The organism is Mesorhizobium sp. P160927, from assembly GCF_057766385.1.
Genome location: NZ_JBYMDW010000001.1, coordinates 3,362,658 through 3,376,220, shown reverse-complemented (window position 1 = coordinate 3,376,220; position 13,563 = coordinate 3,362,658). Strand labels below are relative to the sequence as shown.

12 protein-coding genes and 1 pseudogene are annotated in these 13,563 nt (G+C 62.1%); 7 read left to right on the top strand and 6 right to left on the bottom strand.

Annotated features, from left to right (window positions below; all coding sequences use genetic code 11):
- Window positions 1-105 precede the first annotated feature (105 nt).
- The 4 genes from AC3CB8_RS16175 to AC3CB8_RS16160 form a co-directional block, all read right to left on the bottom strand.
- Window positions 106-558 carry a hypothetical protein gene (locus tag AC3CB8_RS16175; RefSeq protein WP_352726565.1) on the bottom strand — a complete coding sequence of 151 codons (453 nt, stop codon included), beginning with the start codon at window positions 556-558 and terminating at the stop codon, window positions 106-108.
- 185 nt (window positions 559-743) lie between these two features.
- Window positions 744-1,607, bottom strand: coding sequence for a 23S rRNA (adenine(2030)-N(6))-methyltransferase RlmJ (locus AC3CB8_RS16170; RefSeq protein WP_352565137.1), 864 nt, complete (start codon window positions 1,605-1,607; stop codon window positions 744-746).
- Window positions 1,604-2,215 carry a hypothetical protein gene (locus tag AC3CB8_RS16165; RefSeq protein WP_023773411.1) on the bottom strand — a complete coding sequence of 204 codons (612 nt, stop codon included), beginning with the start codon at window positions 2,213-2,215 and terminating at the stop codon, window positions 1,604-1,606. Before AC3CB8_RS16165 ends, AC3CB8_RS16170 begins: the two co-directional genes overlap by 4 nt.
- 19 nt (window positions 2,216-2,234) lie before the next feature.
- Complete coding sequence (locus AC3CB8_RS16160) at window positions 2,235-2,912, bottom strand: TetR/AcrR family transcriptional regulator (protein ID WP_023782902.1); 678 nt, start codon at window positions 2,910-2,912, stop codon at window positions 2,235-2,237.
- An 85-nt stretch (window positions 2,913-2,997) separates the two neighbouring features.
- On the opposite strand from AC3CB8_RS16160, the gene AC3CB8_RS16155 reads away from it, so the two are divergent.
- The 4 genes and pseudogenes from AC3CB8_RS16155 to AC3CB8_RS16140 form a co-directional block, all read left to right on the top strand.
- Complete coding sequence (locus AC3CB8_RS16155) at window positions 2,998-3,468, top strand: carboxymuconolactone decarboxylase family protein (RefSeq protein ID WP_352565135.1); 471 nt, start codon at window positions 2,998-3,000, stop codon at window positions 3,466-3,468.
- A gap of 361 nt (window positions 3,469-3,829) precedes the next feature.
- The gene (locus AC3CB8_RS16150) at window positions 3,830-4,747 is read left to right on the top strand and encodes a lysylphosphatidylglycerol synthase domain-containing protein (protein ID WP_245273910.1); all 918 of its coding nucleotides are present in this window, start codon (window positions 3,830-3,832) and stop codon (window positions 4,745-4,747) included.
- A complete protein-coding gene (locus AC3CB8_RS16145; RefSeq protein WP_352565133.1) occupies window positions 4,744-5,793 on the top strand; it encodes a glycosyltransferase family 2 protein in 1,050 nt (349 codons plus the stop codon). Before AC3CB8_RS16150 ends, AC3CB8_RS16145 begins: the two co-directional genes overlap by 4 nt.
- Window positions 5,794-5,808: 15 nt before the next feature.
- A pseudogene (locus tag AC3CB8_RS16140) lies at window positions 5,809-6,177 on the top strand (hypothetical protein); the annotation flags it as partial.
- A gap of 231 nt (window positions 6,178-6,408) precedes the next feature.
- Here the strand turns inward: AC3CB8_RS16140 and AC3CB8_RS16135 are convergent.
- Both AC3CB8_RS16135 and AC3CB8_RS16130 read right to left on the bottom strand, forming a co-directional pair.
- Window positions 6,409-6,858: a DNA polymerase III subunit chi gene (locus tag AC3CB8_RS16135; RefSeq protein WP_023773406.1), complete on the bottom strand. Its 450-nt coding sequence runs from the start codon at window positions 6,856-6,858 to the stop codon at window positions 6,409-6,411.
- A gap of 9 nt (window positions 6,859-6,867) precedes the next feature.
- The gene (locus tag AC3CB8_RS16130; RefSeq protein WP_352565212.1) at window positions 6,868-8,427 is read right to left on the bottom strand and encodes a leucyl aminopeptidase; all 1,560 of its coding nucleotides are present in this window, start codon (window positions 8,425-8,427) and stop codon (window positions 6,868-6,870) included.
- A 363-nt stretch (window positions 8,428-8,790) separates the two neighbouring features.
- Here AC3CB8_RS16130 and lptF point away from each other — a divergent pair, with 363 nt between their 5' ends.
- From lptF to AC3CB8_RS16115, 3 genes are read left to right on the top strand one after another with little or no spacing between them, the layout of a single operon-like run.
- Window positions 8,791-9,993, top strand: a complete 1,203-nt coding sequence (lptF, locus tag AC3CB8_RS16125) for an LPS export ABC transporter permease LptF (protein ID WP_023773404.1) — start codon at window positions 8,791-8,793, stop codon at window positions 9,991-9,993.
- Window positions 9,990-11,075, top strand: a complete 1,086-nt coding sequence (gene lptG / locus AC3CB8_RS16120) for an LPS export ABC transporter permease LptG (protein ID WP_352565210.1) — start codon at window positions 9,990-9,992, stop codon at window positions 11,073-11,075. Before lptF ends, lptG begins: the two co-directional genes overlap by 4 nt.
- Window positions 11,075-13,519 (top strand): LPS-assembly protein LptD, encoded by a 2,445-nt coding sequence (locus AC3CB8_RS16115; RefSeq protein WP_023773402.1) that lies wholly within the window; start codon window positions 11,075-11,077, stop codon window positions 13,517-13,519. Before lptG ends, AC3CB8_RS16115 begins: the two co-directional genes overlap by 1 nt.
- The last annotated feature ends 44 nt before the right edge of the window (window positions 13,520-13,563 follow it).

Sequence of the window (13,563 nt, the reverse complement as noted above, 5' to 3'; positions counted from 1 at the left end):
GCCACCTCGCACGCAACGCGACGGTGATCGACTGGATCGAACGCACCATCACGAAACTGGGACGGATGTCCATTCCGGTTTAGCTGGATCAGGTTGAGAGAACCCTCAGCGCAGGACGCGGCAAAGGCCGTTATAGACCATCCAGCGATCGAAGCCAGAGACGCAGAACTCGACATTGTCGCCGATCGAGGCAAAGCCCTGGCCTTCCTCGATCAGATAGAAGATCGACCGGTCCCGGCCATCCGACAGGCTGACGGTTGCCCGGCAATAGTGACGGCCGATCGGCCATTCCTCGCTCGCCTGCTGATAGCGGTGCTGGCGAATGTCGCGAAAATCGGTGATGGCGACGTCAGGCAGATGAGGCACGTGATGCACCTGGTAGGAGAACCGATGCGTGATCTTGCTCAGCACCCATGTCTCGCCACAGACGCTGCCATCGTCCTCAGTATAGACGCCGAGGTCGGCCGCCTGGACCACCCGGGTGATACCGAGAGGCGCGGCAAGGGGCGTGCAGAGCGAAATCAGGGCAGCAAGTGTGGATTTGGCGAAGCGAGTCATGGCAGCCTCTCGATGTCGATTGCGTGCACTGTGCGGATTCGCTCGGCGGCGGTCAAGCGGTTGCTGAAACAATGGTTTCCAGAAACCGGCGCCGGGCAGTTGCTGTAAGCAGCAACCCGCGGGTAACGGCTAGGTTCCCCGCGGACTGATCGTGCGGTCGGATGGAACGCGGCGATGGAAACTGACTATCCCGGCGGGACCTGCTCGCCGGCCAACCATTCCAGCGACCAATGGGCCGGCTTGCCCACGGCGAGCAATTTGTGCAGTGCCGGCAGTATGGTTTGCAGTTCGCCTTCCAGCGTGAAGGGCGGATTGACCACCACCATGCCGGTTCCATCGAGGCTGGGATCGGAAGAAGCCGGCCTGATCTCGAATTCTATGTCGAGGATTTTCGAGATGCCGGATTGCTTCAGCGCTTTCCTGAAGGCGATCACCGCCTTGCGGTCCTTGATTGGATACCACAGCGCGTAGATGCCGCTGGGCCAGCGCCTGTGCGCCTTCACCAGCCCGTCGACGACGCGGCCGAACTCACCCTCTTCCTCGAAGGGCGGATCGATGAGCACCAGACCGCGCTTTTCTTTCGGCGGCAGGTGCGCTCCGAGCGCAAGCCAGCCGTCCAGCTCCATCACCTTTGTCTGGAAATCGCCGGCGAACTCCGTCTTCAGCCTGGCGGCGTCTTTCGGGTGCAGTTCGATCGCCGACAACCGGTCCTGTTTGCGCAGGAGATTGCGCGCGAGCAGCGGCGAGCCCGGATATTTCCTCACGCCGCCCTCGGGATTGAGCGAGCGCACCGCCGCCAGATAAGGCGCCAGCAACGCCGCCGCCTTCGCGTCGAAAGAGGCATCGACCAGCCTGCCTATGCCACCCTGCCACTCGCCGGTCTTGTGCGCTTCGAGTGACGACAGATCGTAGCGGCCAATTCCGGCATGCGTGTCGATGACGCGAAACGCCTTGTCCTTCTGCTTCAGATAGTCGAGCAGGCGCGTCAGCACGACATGCTTGACGACATCGGCAAAATTGCCGGCGTGGTAGGCGTGGCGGTAGTTCACGTGGGCCCCCTGCCCCAACGTGGCGGCGGCGGCTGCGAATTCGGATTTTCCGGTCGCCCGCCAGCAGAACGCAAGGACAGCAAGAAACCGATCAGGCCGACCGCCATCAGCGAGAAGCCTATCGGCCGCGCGCGGCCGTCGATTTCCCCGGCACCGGAGCGCAAGACAAGGTCGACCGCTCGCATCGGTATGTCCTCCGCATCGCCTGGGCCGACCGTGAAGACGTAAGCGCCAGGGCTGACGGTGGCGATCAGGCCAGCCTCGTCGCGGAAGATCTTGTCGGGCAGTTGCGGGCTGGCCTGACGCGGATTGTCCACGTGGTTGAACTGCAGCGTCGACGCAAGCACCGTGTGGCCATTGGTGGCCGCGGTCAGCGTCAACACCGTGCGCTGCTGCGAAACGATGCGTTCGGCCCTCGCGGTCAGGTCCACCAGCACCCGCACCGGCGCATCGCGACCCCTAAGCGATACGGTCAGCGGCTTGAATCGGCCCTGCTCGTAGACCCGCCAGGTGCCGATTTCCCGGCCGGAAAAATTTGCCATTGCCCAGGGATACATGAGACCGATGCCGGTGCCGGCCAACAGGATCAGGACGAAGAGAAAGCGCATTCAGGCGGTCACCTTGCAATCAAACCTTGCCGGACGGTCGGCTTATATCGGCACCGTCGCGCAGGCGTTCCATTTCGTCCAGCAGCATGTCGAGGCCGAGTTCGAAGGTCTTGTCGAATTCGGCGGCGCCAAAAAAACGCCCGGCCTCCACGACGTTTGGATAGTCCCTGGCAAGTTGATCGTCGCTGACCGTGTTCACCGCGGACGGGCCTCTGGAATAGCCCGCGTTCTCGTCCAGCACCGCGCCCATCAGATAATAACCCACGGCGCGGAAGAGCCGCGCACCGCGTTCCGCATCGAAGCCGCCATCCTTGAACAAGCCGATAATGCCGTTCAACCAGGCAAGGCAAGTCGGGGAATTCATCCGGTAGGTAACAATAAAAGTGGAATAGGCGGGATGCTCGCGGCCGATGCGGCGGAAATCGTCGGCGGCAACACGCATTCTTTGCCGCCAGGGAAGGCTGGCGTCGGGCACTTCAAGGGCGCCGATCAGCCGGTCGATCAGCGCCTCGTGCAGATGCGCCACCGAGGGGAAGTGATGGTAGATGCTCATGGCCTCGCAGCCGAGCGCGGCGGCGAGCTTGCGCATCGAAAAGCCGGAAAGGCCCTCCCTCTCGATCACCTCGAAGGCCGCGTCCTCGATCATTTCGCGCGACAGACGCCCGCGCGCTCTCTGTTTCGTGATTGATTGATCCATAGCGCCGCTTGACAACTTACAGTGTAAGGTTCATTTTCGCCGTCACCTTACATCGTAAGGCTAACAAAGACCAGAGGAGAAAACCATGTCGTACCATCGCATCGTCAAATCCGTGCAGTCTTCGTCCCAGCATGTGTTCCTGTCCGCCGCCGCGGCCTGTGTCCTGTCGCTTGGCTCCGCGCCTGCCCATGCCGACGACTATGATGCAACCCTCAAGGACATACAGTCGACCATGGGCGGCGTACCAAGCTTTGTAAAACAGTTTCCCAAAACCGGTCTGCCCGGTGCCTGGGCCGAGGTCAAGGCCATCGAGCTCAGCGACAAGACGGCGCTGCCGCCCAAGGTCAAATCGTTGATCTCCTTGGCCGTGGCGGCGCAGATTCCTTGCACCTACTGCATCTGGTCGGACACACAGGACGCCAAGCGCGCCGGCGCTACCAACGAGGAGATCCAGGAAGCCGTGGCGATGGCGGCGCTGACTCGCCACTGGAGCACTATCTTCAACGGCATGCAGGTCGATTTCGACACATTCAAGAAGGAAATGGGCGGGCAGTAAGCCGCTTACGGTCCCGAACGAGCGACCGTTTTGTCATTGTCCTGCCAGGGACCGCCGGCAGCCGCGAGCCGTCCCCTGGCACCAGCCATTTTACCCCGGCCACTCTGGCGGCTGCTCGTCGAGCACCATGATGGGGTCAAGCTTGTGGATTCGGATGATTTGCTGATCTATAGGATCACCCACCGAGAGATCCGCGACCGTCTCAGGCCGGCGGGTCCTGGACAGGTGGCGCCAACGGTCGACGGCCGCATTCGCCCGACGGCAAGGCAGCGGGCCGCATGACGCCGTGAATACTCGCGCACCACGCGGACGCTGCCGCGGAACGCGGCGGTGAAAGCCAACGGAGAATTGGTTGAAAAGAGTGATCTCCATAGTCGTGACACTGGCGCTGCTGGCCTGGCTCGTCAGCGACTCCCGCTGGAAGATGGTCGGCGATGCCTTCAGCAGCATCACGCCGGGTTCGTTCGTGACTGTCACGCTCGCTCTGTTCGTTACCTATGTCTTGCGGGCGCTGCGCGTCTGCGATGAATTCCGCGACGAGGTGAATGGCCGTTTCGGAGCCTGCCTGCGCGTCATTCTGATCCACAATGCGATGATCAACGTCGTACCCTTCCGGGGCGGCGAGACGGCCTTTCCCTTGCTCCTGCGCCAGGTCTTCGGCGTGCCGATCATGCGCGCCAGCGCCTCGCTGCTGTGGTTCAGGCTGCAGGACGCTTTCGTCGTCGGCGTGCTGGCCCTGGCGGTGTGGCCGGGCCTGCATGCGGCGATAAGGATCGCTGGAATCGCCGCCTTGATCGCTGGCGCTTGGTACCTGCCGCGCTGGGCGCGCGCGCCGCATGACTGGGCCGGGCGCGGCAGGATCGTGTCGAAGCTAGGCCTGCTTCGCGACACCTTCACCGAGGCGACCGGGCGCTCGCGTTACGGCTGGTGGTGGACGATCGCCAACTGGTCGCTAAAGCTCGCCGTGCAGGGATGGCTGCTGGCCCTGATACTGGGAACATCCTTCACGACGGCCTTTCCAGGCGTCGTCGGGGCCGAAGGCGCCGCGATATTGCCGGTGCAAGGCGTCGCCGGCTTCGGCACTTATGAAGCGGGAGCGGCGGCAGCGCTGCTCACGTCCGGAATCGCGATGAAGAGTGGTCTGCAGGCGGCACTGGCGCTGCACCTGTTCATCTTCTGCTCGGCTATCGCTACCGGCGCTATAGCCTGGCTGTTTCCCTCGAAATCGACGCTGCCAGGGACTCCGGCCGTCGGACCTGCAAGGAAGCCATCCCAATGAACATATTGCCCATCCCTGCTTCGGGGCTGCCGGACGGCGCGGTGATGCCGGACCATACGCTGTCCATCGTCGTGCCCATGTACAACGAGGCCGAAAACGTTGAGCCGCTGCTGACACGGATACACCAAGCGATGGAACGCTACGAGCAGCCGTGGGAGGTCGTGCTGGTCGATGACGGCAGCACAGACGCGACGGTGAGCGAGATCAGGCGCCTGGCTGCGCATTACGACCCGCATGTGCATGCGGTCGAACTCGTGCGCAATTACAGGCAGACCGCCGCGATGCAGGCCGGCATCGACGCGGCGCGCGGCGATGTCATCGCCACCATCGACGGCGACCTGCAAAATGATCCCTTCGACATCCCGCGCATGGTCTACCGCCTGCTGAGCGAGGATCTCGATTTGGTGGTCGGCTGGCGCAAGGACCGCCAGGAGGGGCTTTTGATGCGCAGACTCCCTTCACGTATCGCCAATGCGCTGATTGCGCGCGTCACCGGCGTGCGCCTCAAGGACTATGGCTGCAGCCTCAAGGTCTATCGCGGCAGCGTCATCCGCAGCGTCAAACTCTATGGCGAGATGCACCGCTTCATCCCGGCATGGCTGGCTACCGTGACCACCCCCAGACGCATCGCGCAGGAGGTTGTGACGCATCATGCCCGCATCCACGGCCAGTCCAAATACGGCATTTCGCGCACCTTCAGGGTCGTGCTCGATCTGGTGTTCATGTATTTCTTCATGCGCTATCGCACAAGGCCCGGACATTTCTTCGGCGGCATCGGCATCGCGCTCGGCGCGCTGGGTTCGCTCATACTTGCCTATCTGCTTTGCCTGAAGCTGTTTTTCGCGCAAGACATCGGAACACGGCCGATGCTGTTCACTGGCTTCTTTCTGCTGATAGCTGGAGTGCAGATGGTGACGTCGGGCGTGCTGGCGGAAATGCTGGCCCGCGTCTATCACGAGGCCAACGGATCATCGGCCTATGTCGCGCGTCCACGGCCGACGCCCGGCGACGATGACGGCTGGCTCCGCCCGAGCCGACCTTCATGAGGAGATCGGAACGCCATGGATATTCCATGGCCCCGAGCCCATGGCGATCGAAGGGCAAGAGATAGGGCGCAACTCTGCGCCCACCTATCGACGCTGCCTCTGGCCTATGCCCAGCAGCGCGGGCGCTCGCTGTTAATCACGATCGAGCCGTGGACCTGGTCGAAGGACTGGCCGCATCACCCCGCCCCGAGTTGGGTGCAGGAAATGGTAGACAAGAACGGTGGATTCACCTGGGCCAACTGGGCACCCAAGGACTGGATTTCGCTTACAAGCGCGAAGTCGATGTCTGCCGCAAGGCTGGTTGCCCCTTCGCCTGCTCCGTTCTTGTTTTTGCATCGCCAGACCGGCAAGGCGATCCACAAGCGCAAGTCGCCTGATGGCGAGTGGCACGTTTTCAGGAGCTCGCATCGGAACCGGTCGGACGAGTCCATGAAGTTGAATACGGCGACTACGTCACCCGGAAACAGAACCGGATCAGGGCAAGGCTTTAGAACTGTCATGCGAAAGCCGCCGGGCTGGAGCTGTTGTTCGTTTCTCGCTTCGTTCTTGTGCAATTCGCCACGCGAAGCGCTGCGCGCTTTTCCCGGGATAGGTCCACACTTTCCGTGGGTTGCCCTACGCCTTGCGCTCCCAGCGGCGGTCCGCGGTTTGCTGCCAGTAGGTCACGGCGTGGCCCGCGTCCTTCATCGTCTTCCAATGCGCCCGGGCCATCTCGACCTGGGCCGCGTCATGGCCGTCGAACAGGAACACCGCACGCTCATAGCCGCCGAGGTCGGGCGGCGCCGCGCCGTCTATGAGGAACCTGATCTTGGCTTGGTTGGGATTGCCGTCGCCGGTGGTCAACAGGATTGGCTGTTCACCGGGGTAAGCTTCGCGATCGGTCGCGTGCGCCAGGAAGGAATCGTCGCGGAAAGTCCACAGATGCTGGTCGAGCGCGTCGCGCCGCTCCTCGGTGCCGGTCTGCACCACGGCGCGCCAGCCGCGATCGACACTGCGCTCGAGCAGGCCCGGCAGCGCATCCTCCAACGTCGATTCGGTCAGATGGTAGAACAGCACATCGGCCATGGATGAACGTCAGCTCTCGTAGTGATCACGCACCAGCCGGTCCAGCAGCCGAACACCGAAACCCGAACCCCAGGACTGGTTGATCTCGTTCAACGGCGAGCCCATCGCGGTCCCGGCAATATCGAGATGCGCCCAGGGCGTGTCCTTGACAAAGCGCTGCAGGAACTGCGCGGCAATGATCGCGCCGCCGTAGCGGCCGCCGATGTTCTTCATGTCGGCGTTCTTGGAATCGATCAGCTTGTCGTATTCGGCGCCGAGCGGCATGCGCCACAGCCGTTCCTGCGTTGAGTGTCCGGCCGCGGTCAGCCTTTGCGCCAGTTCGTCGTCATTGGAGAACAGGCCGGCATAATGCAGGCCGAGCGCAACCATGATGGCGCCGGTCAGCGTTGCCAGGTTGACCATGAATTTTGGCTGGAAGCGGTCGTTGCAGTACCACAGCGCGTCGGCCAGAACGAGGCGCCCCTCCGCGTCGGTGTTGAGCACCTCGATGGTCTGTCCCGACATGGAGGTGACGATATCGCCGGGGCGCTGGGCATGACCGTCGACGGCGTTTTCGACAAGACCGATGATGCCGACGACATTGGCCTTGGCCCTGCGCGCGGCGAGCGCATGCATCAACCCGGTCACGGCGGCAGCCCCGCCCATGTCGCCCTTCATATCCTCCATGCCCGAGGCCGGCTTGATCGAATTGCCTCCGGTGTCGAATGTGACACCCTTCCCGACGAAGGCGACAGGCCTGTCCTTGGGCTTGCCACCGTTCCATTGCATGACAGCCATGCGGGCGCCTCGGGGCGAGCCTTGCGCGACGCCCAGCAGCGAGCCCATGCCGAGCTTCTTCATCTCCTTCTCGGTCAGGATCTCGACGCTGACGCCGAGCGCCTCGAGTTCCTTGGCGCGGGCGGCGAACTCGACAGGTCCCAGCACGTTTGCCGGTTCGTTGACGAGATCGCGCGCCAGAAGCACACCGTCGATCACCGCCTCGGCATCGGCGAAAGCTTTCTTGGCGCCTGCAGGATCGGCGGTATGAATGGTCACCTTGACCGGCCTTTTCGGGTCGGCCTTACCGCTCCCTTGGCCGCTCCCTTGGCCGCTCCCTTGGCCGCCCCCCTGTCCGTCGTCCTTATCCTTCCTGGTCTTGTACTTGTCGAAGGAATAGCTGCGCAAAAGAATGCCCGCCGCGAGGTTCGCGGCGTCCTTGCCATCGGGCGAGGCGCCGGCCAGGTCGAGCACCACGGCCACGTCGGTTGCCTTGCGCAGCGATGCCGCAACGGTGCCGCCGAGCTTCAGCCAGGCATATTCGTCGAGCCCAGCGACCTTGCCGGCGCCGATCGCGACCAACCTGTCGAGCGACGTTGTTTGCGGCGCCAGGATTTCGACGATGCCGGCGAGCTTGCCGGTAAACTCGGCGATCGGGAAAGCCCGATCCAGCGTCTTGCCCGGATCGTAAGCCCTGGCCGAATCGCTCAGGCCGCCATTATCCGCCGACAGCACGAAGACCGTGCCCTTCCTGCTCGCCGCCGCCTGGGGCGCGGCGAATTTCGCAAAGGCGATCGACGGTCTCGGGTTCATCATGTCCTGCTTTCGGGGATTGGGCGACTTTGCGCGAAGCGGTTTGAAGCGATCCGCGACATTTGGTCGTTTTCCTGCATTTGGCAAGACTTTGCCAAAATGGCTACCCATATGTGACGTGGAATCGAGGCGATTCGTCGCGGCACGGCCCCGCTTCATGCCGCAACCTGTTGTTAACCATCGATGTTCGTCCTTTCTTATCCATTGCCGCCGACACTCCGACCCGCTGCGGCACGCGACGTGGGACGGGAACCGGATCGCCTGCCTGATGCAGCCCAACGGAGCCAGTTGTGCGGGCGTGGCCGGACAGCTACCCTTAGCGTGGTGGCATGATGCCGTTCGAGAAAATCGAGTAAAGCCTTCATGAAGGTCATTGAACGCTACATCATGCGCCGCACTTTCGTTGTCTTCATCGCAGCGCTGGTCTGGACGCTGGCCATCGTGTGGACGACGCAGGTGCTGGCCAAGATCAATCTGGTCACCGACAGCGGCCAGTCGGCTTTGACTTTCTTCGAGGTCGCGTCTCTCATTCTCCCGTCCATCGTTCCGATCGTCGTACCTTTCGCGCTCGTGGTGGCGGTCGCGCAGACACTCAGCGTGATGAATTCGGATTCGGAACTCGCGGTGGTCAATGCATCGGGTGCCTCGCGCTGGCTCATCGTGCGGCCGATCATGCTGCTGGCGCTGGCCGCCAGCGTCTTTTCGTTCGCCGTGGACAACGGGATCGACCCCTATGCACGACAAAAGAACCGCGCCCTGGTGGCGGAGTCGCGCGCCGACCTTTTGTCGCTGATCATTCAGGAAGGCACCTTCCGCAAGATCGAGGAAGGACTGTTCCTGCAGATTGGCGAGCGGCTTCCCGACAACCGGCTGGGTGGCATCTTCGTCGCCGATTCCCGTGAGGAAGGCGTCAATCTCGTCTATTATGCCAAGACCGGCAGCATCATCGAGCGGGGCGGCGAAAAGGTGTTGATGATGAATGACGGCGTCATCCATCGCAAGACGCTGACAGGCGACCTCAGTGTCATCCGGTTCACGTCCTATGCCTTCGACATGTCGGCCTTTATGTCGGCGGCCAACCAGGTAACGCTCCTGCCAAAGGACCAGACCACCCAGTACCTGCTCAATCCAAGCCCCAACGACAAGAACTACCAGCAAAGTCCGCAGGAGTACCGGGCGGAGGTCGACCAGCGGTTTTCGGAATGGACATACTCCATGGTTTTCGCACTGATCGCGCTCGCGGTCGCGGGAGACGCGCGTTCGCATCGCGAGGCGCGCGTCAATCCGCTGATCACCGCTATCGCGATATCGCTGTTCGTACGCTGGCTGGGATTCTTCGCCGCGAGCAAGGCCGACGAGGTCCCGCAATATTCCTATGTGGTCTATGGCATACCGATCGCGGCTTCCGCGGTGGCGATCTGGTTCATCGTGTCGAACAGGACCATGGAACTGCCGGTTGCCTGGGCGGACTGGATGACAAACCTGGCCGGCCGCATCGGTGAAGGGTGGAATGCCCTCAAGGCGCGTTTGTCCAGGCGCGACACCTCGGGCCAGGGAGTCGGCTGATGGGCTGGACGCTGGGCCGTTACTTCTTCTTCCGTTACGTGGCGATCACGATCTGGTTCTTCATCGGCCTTCTCGCGCTGGTATTCCTGATCGATTTCACGGAATTGTCGGGCCGCACCACTGGCCTGCCGGGCTTCACCTATGGGACGGCGATGGCCATTTCAGGCCTTCGAATGCCCATGATCATGCTGCAGACGGTGCCGTTTGTTGGCTTGTTCTCGGCGATGGCGACGCTGGTTTCGCTCAACCGACGTTACGAACTCGTCATCGCGCGGTCCGCGGGCGTTTCCGCCTGGCAGTTCCTTTTGCCGTGCTGCATCGGCGCATTGCTGTTCGGCGTCGTGTCGGTCGGGATCATCAACCCGCTTGCCGCCCACGCTTTCTCCTTGTCCGAACAGATCGAGACCGAGCTGCGCTCCGGCAAATCCAATACCGTTTCAGCCGATGCCGCGCCCTGGATTCGCCAGAAAACCAGTTCCGGCGACACGATCATCGGCGCGCGGGCCATCCTCGACCAGGGCCTGGAGATGGCCGATGCCGTGTTTTTCATCCTCGACCAGCAAGGCAACATCGTCGAGCGCAAGGACGCCGCACAAGCCTACCTGCGCGACGGCTATTGGGAATTGCAGGATGTAAAGACCTTCAGGAACGGCACCATCCAGCCCGTCGCGAGCGATCGTGTGCCGACCAATCTGAAGCCGGAATTCGTGCAGGAGCGGCTGGCGCGCCCGGAGACAATTCCCTTCTATGACCTGCCCGGAAAAATCGAGGTTGCCCGTTCCTTCGGCCTCAAGGCAAATGCCTTTGCCATGCAGTTTGATTCGCTGGTGGCGTTGCCGTTCCTGCTCGTCGCCATGACGCTGATTGCTGCAACAGTTTCAATGCGGTTTGCGAGGATGGGACAATCGGCAACGATGATTCTGGGTGGCGTCGTTGCCGGGTTTCTGCTTTATGTCGTTTCGGTGCTGGTGAAGGCGTTCGGCGTGGCGGGGTTCGTGCCGACAGCCATAGCCGCCTGGGTGCCGGTCGTGGTAGCTATGTTCTTCGGGGTGACTTTCCTGCTATACAAGGAAGACGGCTAGTGAGGGAGGCGTTTTTGCCCAGCGACAGGCAGGCCCATTTGGCGCGCCTTTATGCGGCGAGCGCCCTGGCGTGCCTGCTTGCCTGCGGCGTCCCGCTGCCGGCCTTCGCGCAGGAGGTCGGCAACTTGGCGACCACCGTTCCATCCGGTTCGCAGATGCTGCTGGCCGCCGACACGCTGGAATACAACAACGACAACCAGACCGTGACCGCCGTCGGCGGCGTGCAGATCGACTACGGCGGCAACCGCCTCGTCGCCCAGAAGGTCGTCTACAACCGCAACACCAAGCGGATGGTTGCCAGCGGCAATGTCGAGATCGTCAACAGCGACGGCACCAAGATCAATTCGCAGCACATCGACATCACCGACGATTTCGCCGACGGTTTCGTCAACGCGCTGCGCGTTGAAACGGTCGACAAGGCCTATTTCGCCGCCGAAAGCGCCGAACGCATGGGCGGTGTGCTGACCACCTTCCACAATGGCGTCTACACCGCCTGCGAACCTTGCGAGGACAAGCCCGACAAGGCGCCGACATGGCGCGTCAAAGCCAGGAAGATCATCTGGAACGGTGAGAAGAAGACGGTTCGCTTCGAGAACGCGAATTTCGAGTTCTTCGGCTTTCCGCTGGCCTACCTGCCGGCGTTCGAGATCGCCGATCCCACAGTGAAGCGCAAGAGCGGCTTCCTGATCCCCAGCATCGGCTACAACAGCCATCTGGGGTACAGCGTCAAGGTTCCCTATTATTTCGCCCTTTCGCCGACATATGATCTGACTGTGACCGGAAGCGGTTACACCAAGCAGGGCTTCCTTGGCGAAGCCGAATGGCGCCAGCGCTTCAACAACGGCGAATACACATTTAAGGTCGCCGGGATCCAGCAGCAGAATCCGGACGACTTCCTCGACGGCGCCGCGTTCCCCTCGACCGCTGGCCACAATATCGATTCCGGTGCGGTGGGCGATCCGAACAAGTTCCGCGGCATGATGGGCACGCAAGGGCAGTTCGCCATCAACGAACGCTGGAATTTCGGCTGGGACGTGTTGCTGCAGACCGACAAGAACTTCTCGAATACCTACAACATCGCCAAGTACAATTCGTACGTCCATCAGTCCTCGGTCTACCTCACGGGCCTCAATGACCGAAATTATTTCGACGTGCGCGCCATGCATTTCGAGGTCCAGGAAGATACGCCCAACGACAATCCCGCCGCGCGAAGCGGTCAGCAGCCCTGGGTGCTGCCCTCGCTCGACTATGCCTATATCCCCGACACATCGGTCGCCGGCGGCCAGTTGTCGCTCAACGTCAATACGCGCGTCATCCGCCGCGAAGATCTCGACGAGGCTTTCAACACGCCATACGACTCTTCTACGTTTGCGCAGCGCGTGCGCGGTATCGAAGGCGAGTCCGGCCGCCTCACCGCTGAGGCGGAGTGGAAACGGAGCTTCGTCACCGATGACGGGCTGGTGTTGACACCGCTGCTGGCATTCCAGGGCGACGTTGACTACGTCCGAGCTTCATCAGCTTCGCTCGCGGCCATTCAGGAGATGGCCGCCAACCCTGTGATAAATACCAGCGAAGACATGCGCTCGTCCTTTGCCCGCTACATGGCGACTGCCGGGCTCGAGATGAGCTGGCCCCTGTTGTTCTCGCTGGCCAGCGGGTCGAGCCACGTTGTCGAGCCGATGGCGCAGGTGTTCCTGCGTCCGAACGAACAGTATGTCGGCGGCCTCTCCGTTCCGAACGAAGACGCGCAGAGCATGGTTTTCGATGCGACCACGCTGTTCGAGCGCGACAAGTTCTCCGGTTATGACCGTATCGAGGGTGGCTCGCGTGCCAATGTCGGGCTGCGCTATTCCGGCTCCTACATCAATGGCTGGGGCACCAATGCCATCTTCGGCCAATCCTATCAGATTGGCGGCGAGAACTCCTTCGCGGCACCCGACCTCGTCAATGTCGGAGCAAATTCAGGCCTTGAGACCACCAAGTCCGACTATGTCGGCCTGTTTGGCATAACCAGCCCCAATGGATTCGCGGCATCGGTGAGCGGCCGGTTCGACGAACAGAGCTTCGAGATCCGCCGCGCCGAGCTGAAAGCGGCCTATTCCGGCCTGCCGGTGTCGTTGAGCGCCAAGTATGCCTTCATCCAGGCCCAGCCGCTCTACGGTTTCACCAGCGACCGTCACGAGGTCACGCTCGGCGCATCCACGCATCTTGCCGAGAACTGGCGCGTGTTCGGGACAGGAACCTACGATTTGCAGGAGGGCCTGCTGGTCAAGGACGGGGTGGGCTTCGCCTACAACGATTCCTGCTTCACCTATCTGATGACGTACGCGCAGTCGCGTGACCTGAACACCAGGGAAGTGACGCAGAGCATCGGATTCAACCTCTCGTTCCGTACCCTCGGCGACTTCGGCTCGTCGAGCAACGGAGTCGACACCATCCAATAGGCGGCGACATCGTTTCGCCGCATAGGGCTGGCACGGATTCGCGC

Bases quoted from the DNA above. Each gene is read 5' to 3' on its own strand.
- AC3CB8_RS16175 (WP_352726565.1), bottom strand. From the start codon at position 558: ATGACTCGCTTCGCCAAATCCACACTTGCTGCCCTGATTTCGCTCTGC.
- AC3CB8_RS16165 (WP_023773411.1), bottom strand. From the start codon at position 2,215: ATGCGCTTTCTCTTCGTCCTGATCCTGTTGGCCGGCACCGGCATCGGT.
- AC3CB8_RS16160 (WP_023782902.1), bottom strand. From the start codon at position 2,912: ATGGATCAATCAATCACGAAACAGAGAGCGCGCGGGCGTCTGTCGCGC.
- AC3CB8_RS16155 (WP_352565135.1), top strand. From the start codon at position 2,998: ATGTCGTACCATCGCATCGTCAAATCCGTGCAGTCTTCGTCCCAGCAT.
- AC3CB8_RS16145 (WP_352565133.1), top strand. From the start codon at position 4,744: ATGAACATATTGCCCATCCCTGCTTCGGGGCTGCCGGACGGCGCGGTG.
- AC3CB8_RS16135 (WP_023773406.1), bottom strand. From the start codon at position 6,858: ATGGCCGATGTGCTGTTCTACCATCTGACCGAATCGACGTTGGAGGAT.
- AC3CB8_RS16130 (WP_352565212.1), bottom strand. From the start codon at position 8,427: ATGAACCCGAGACCGTCGATCGCCTTTGCGAAATTCGCCGCGCCCCAG.
- lptF (WP_023773404.1), top strand. From the start codon at position 8,791: ATGAAGGTCATTGAACGCTACATCATGCGCCGCACTTTCGTTGTCTTC.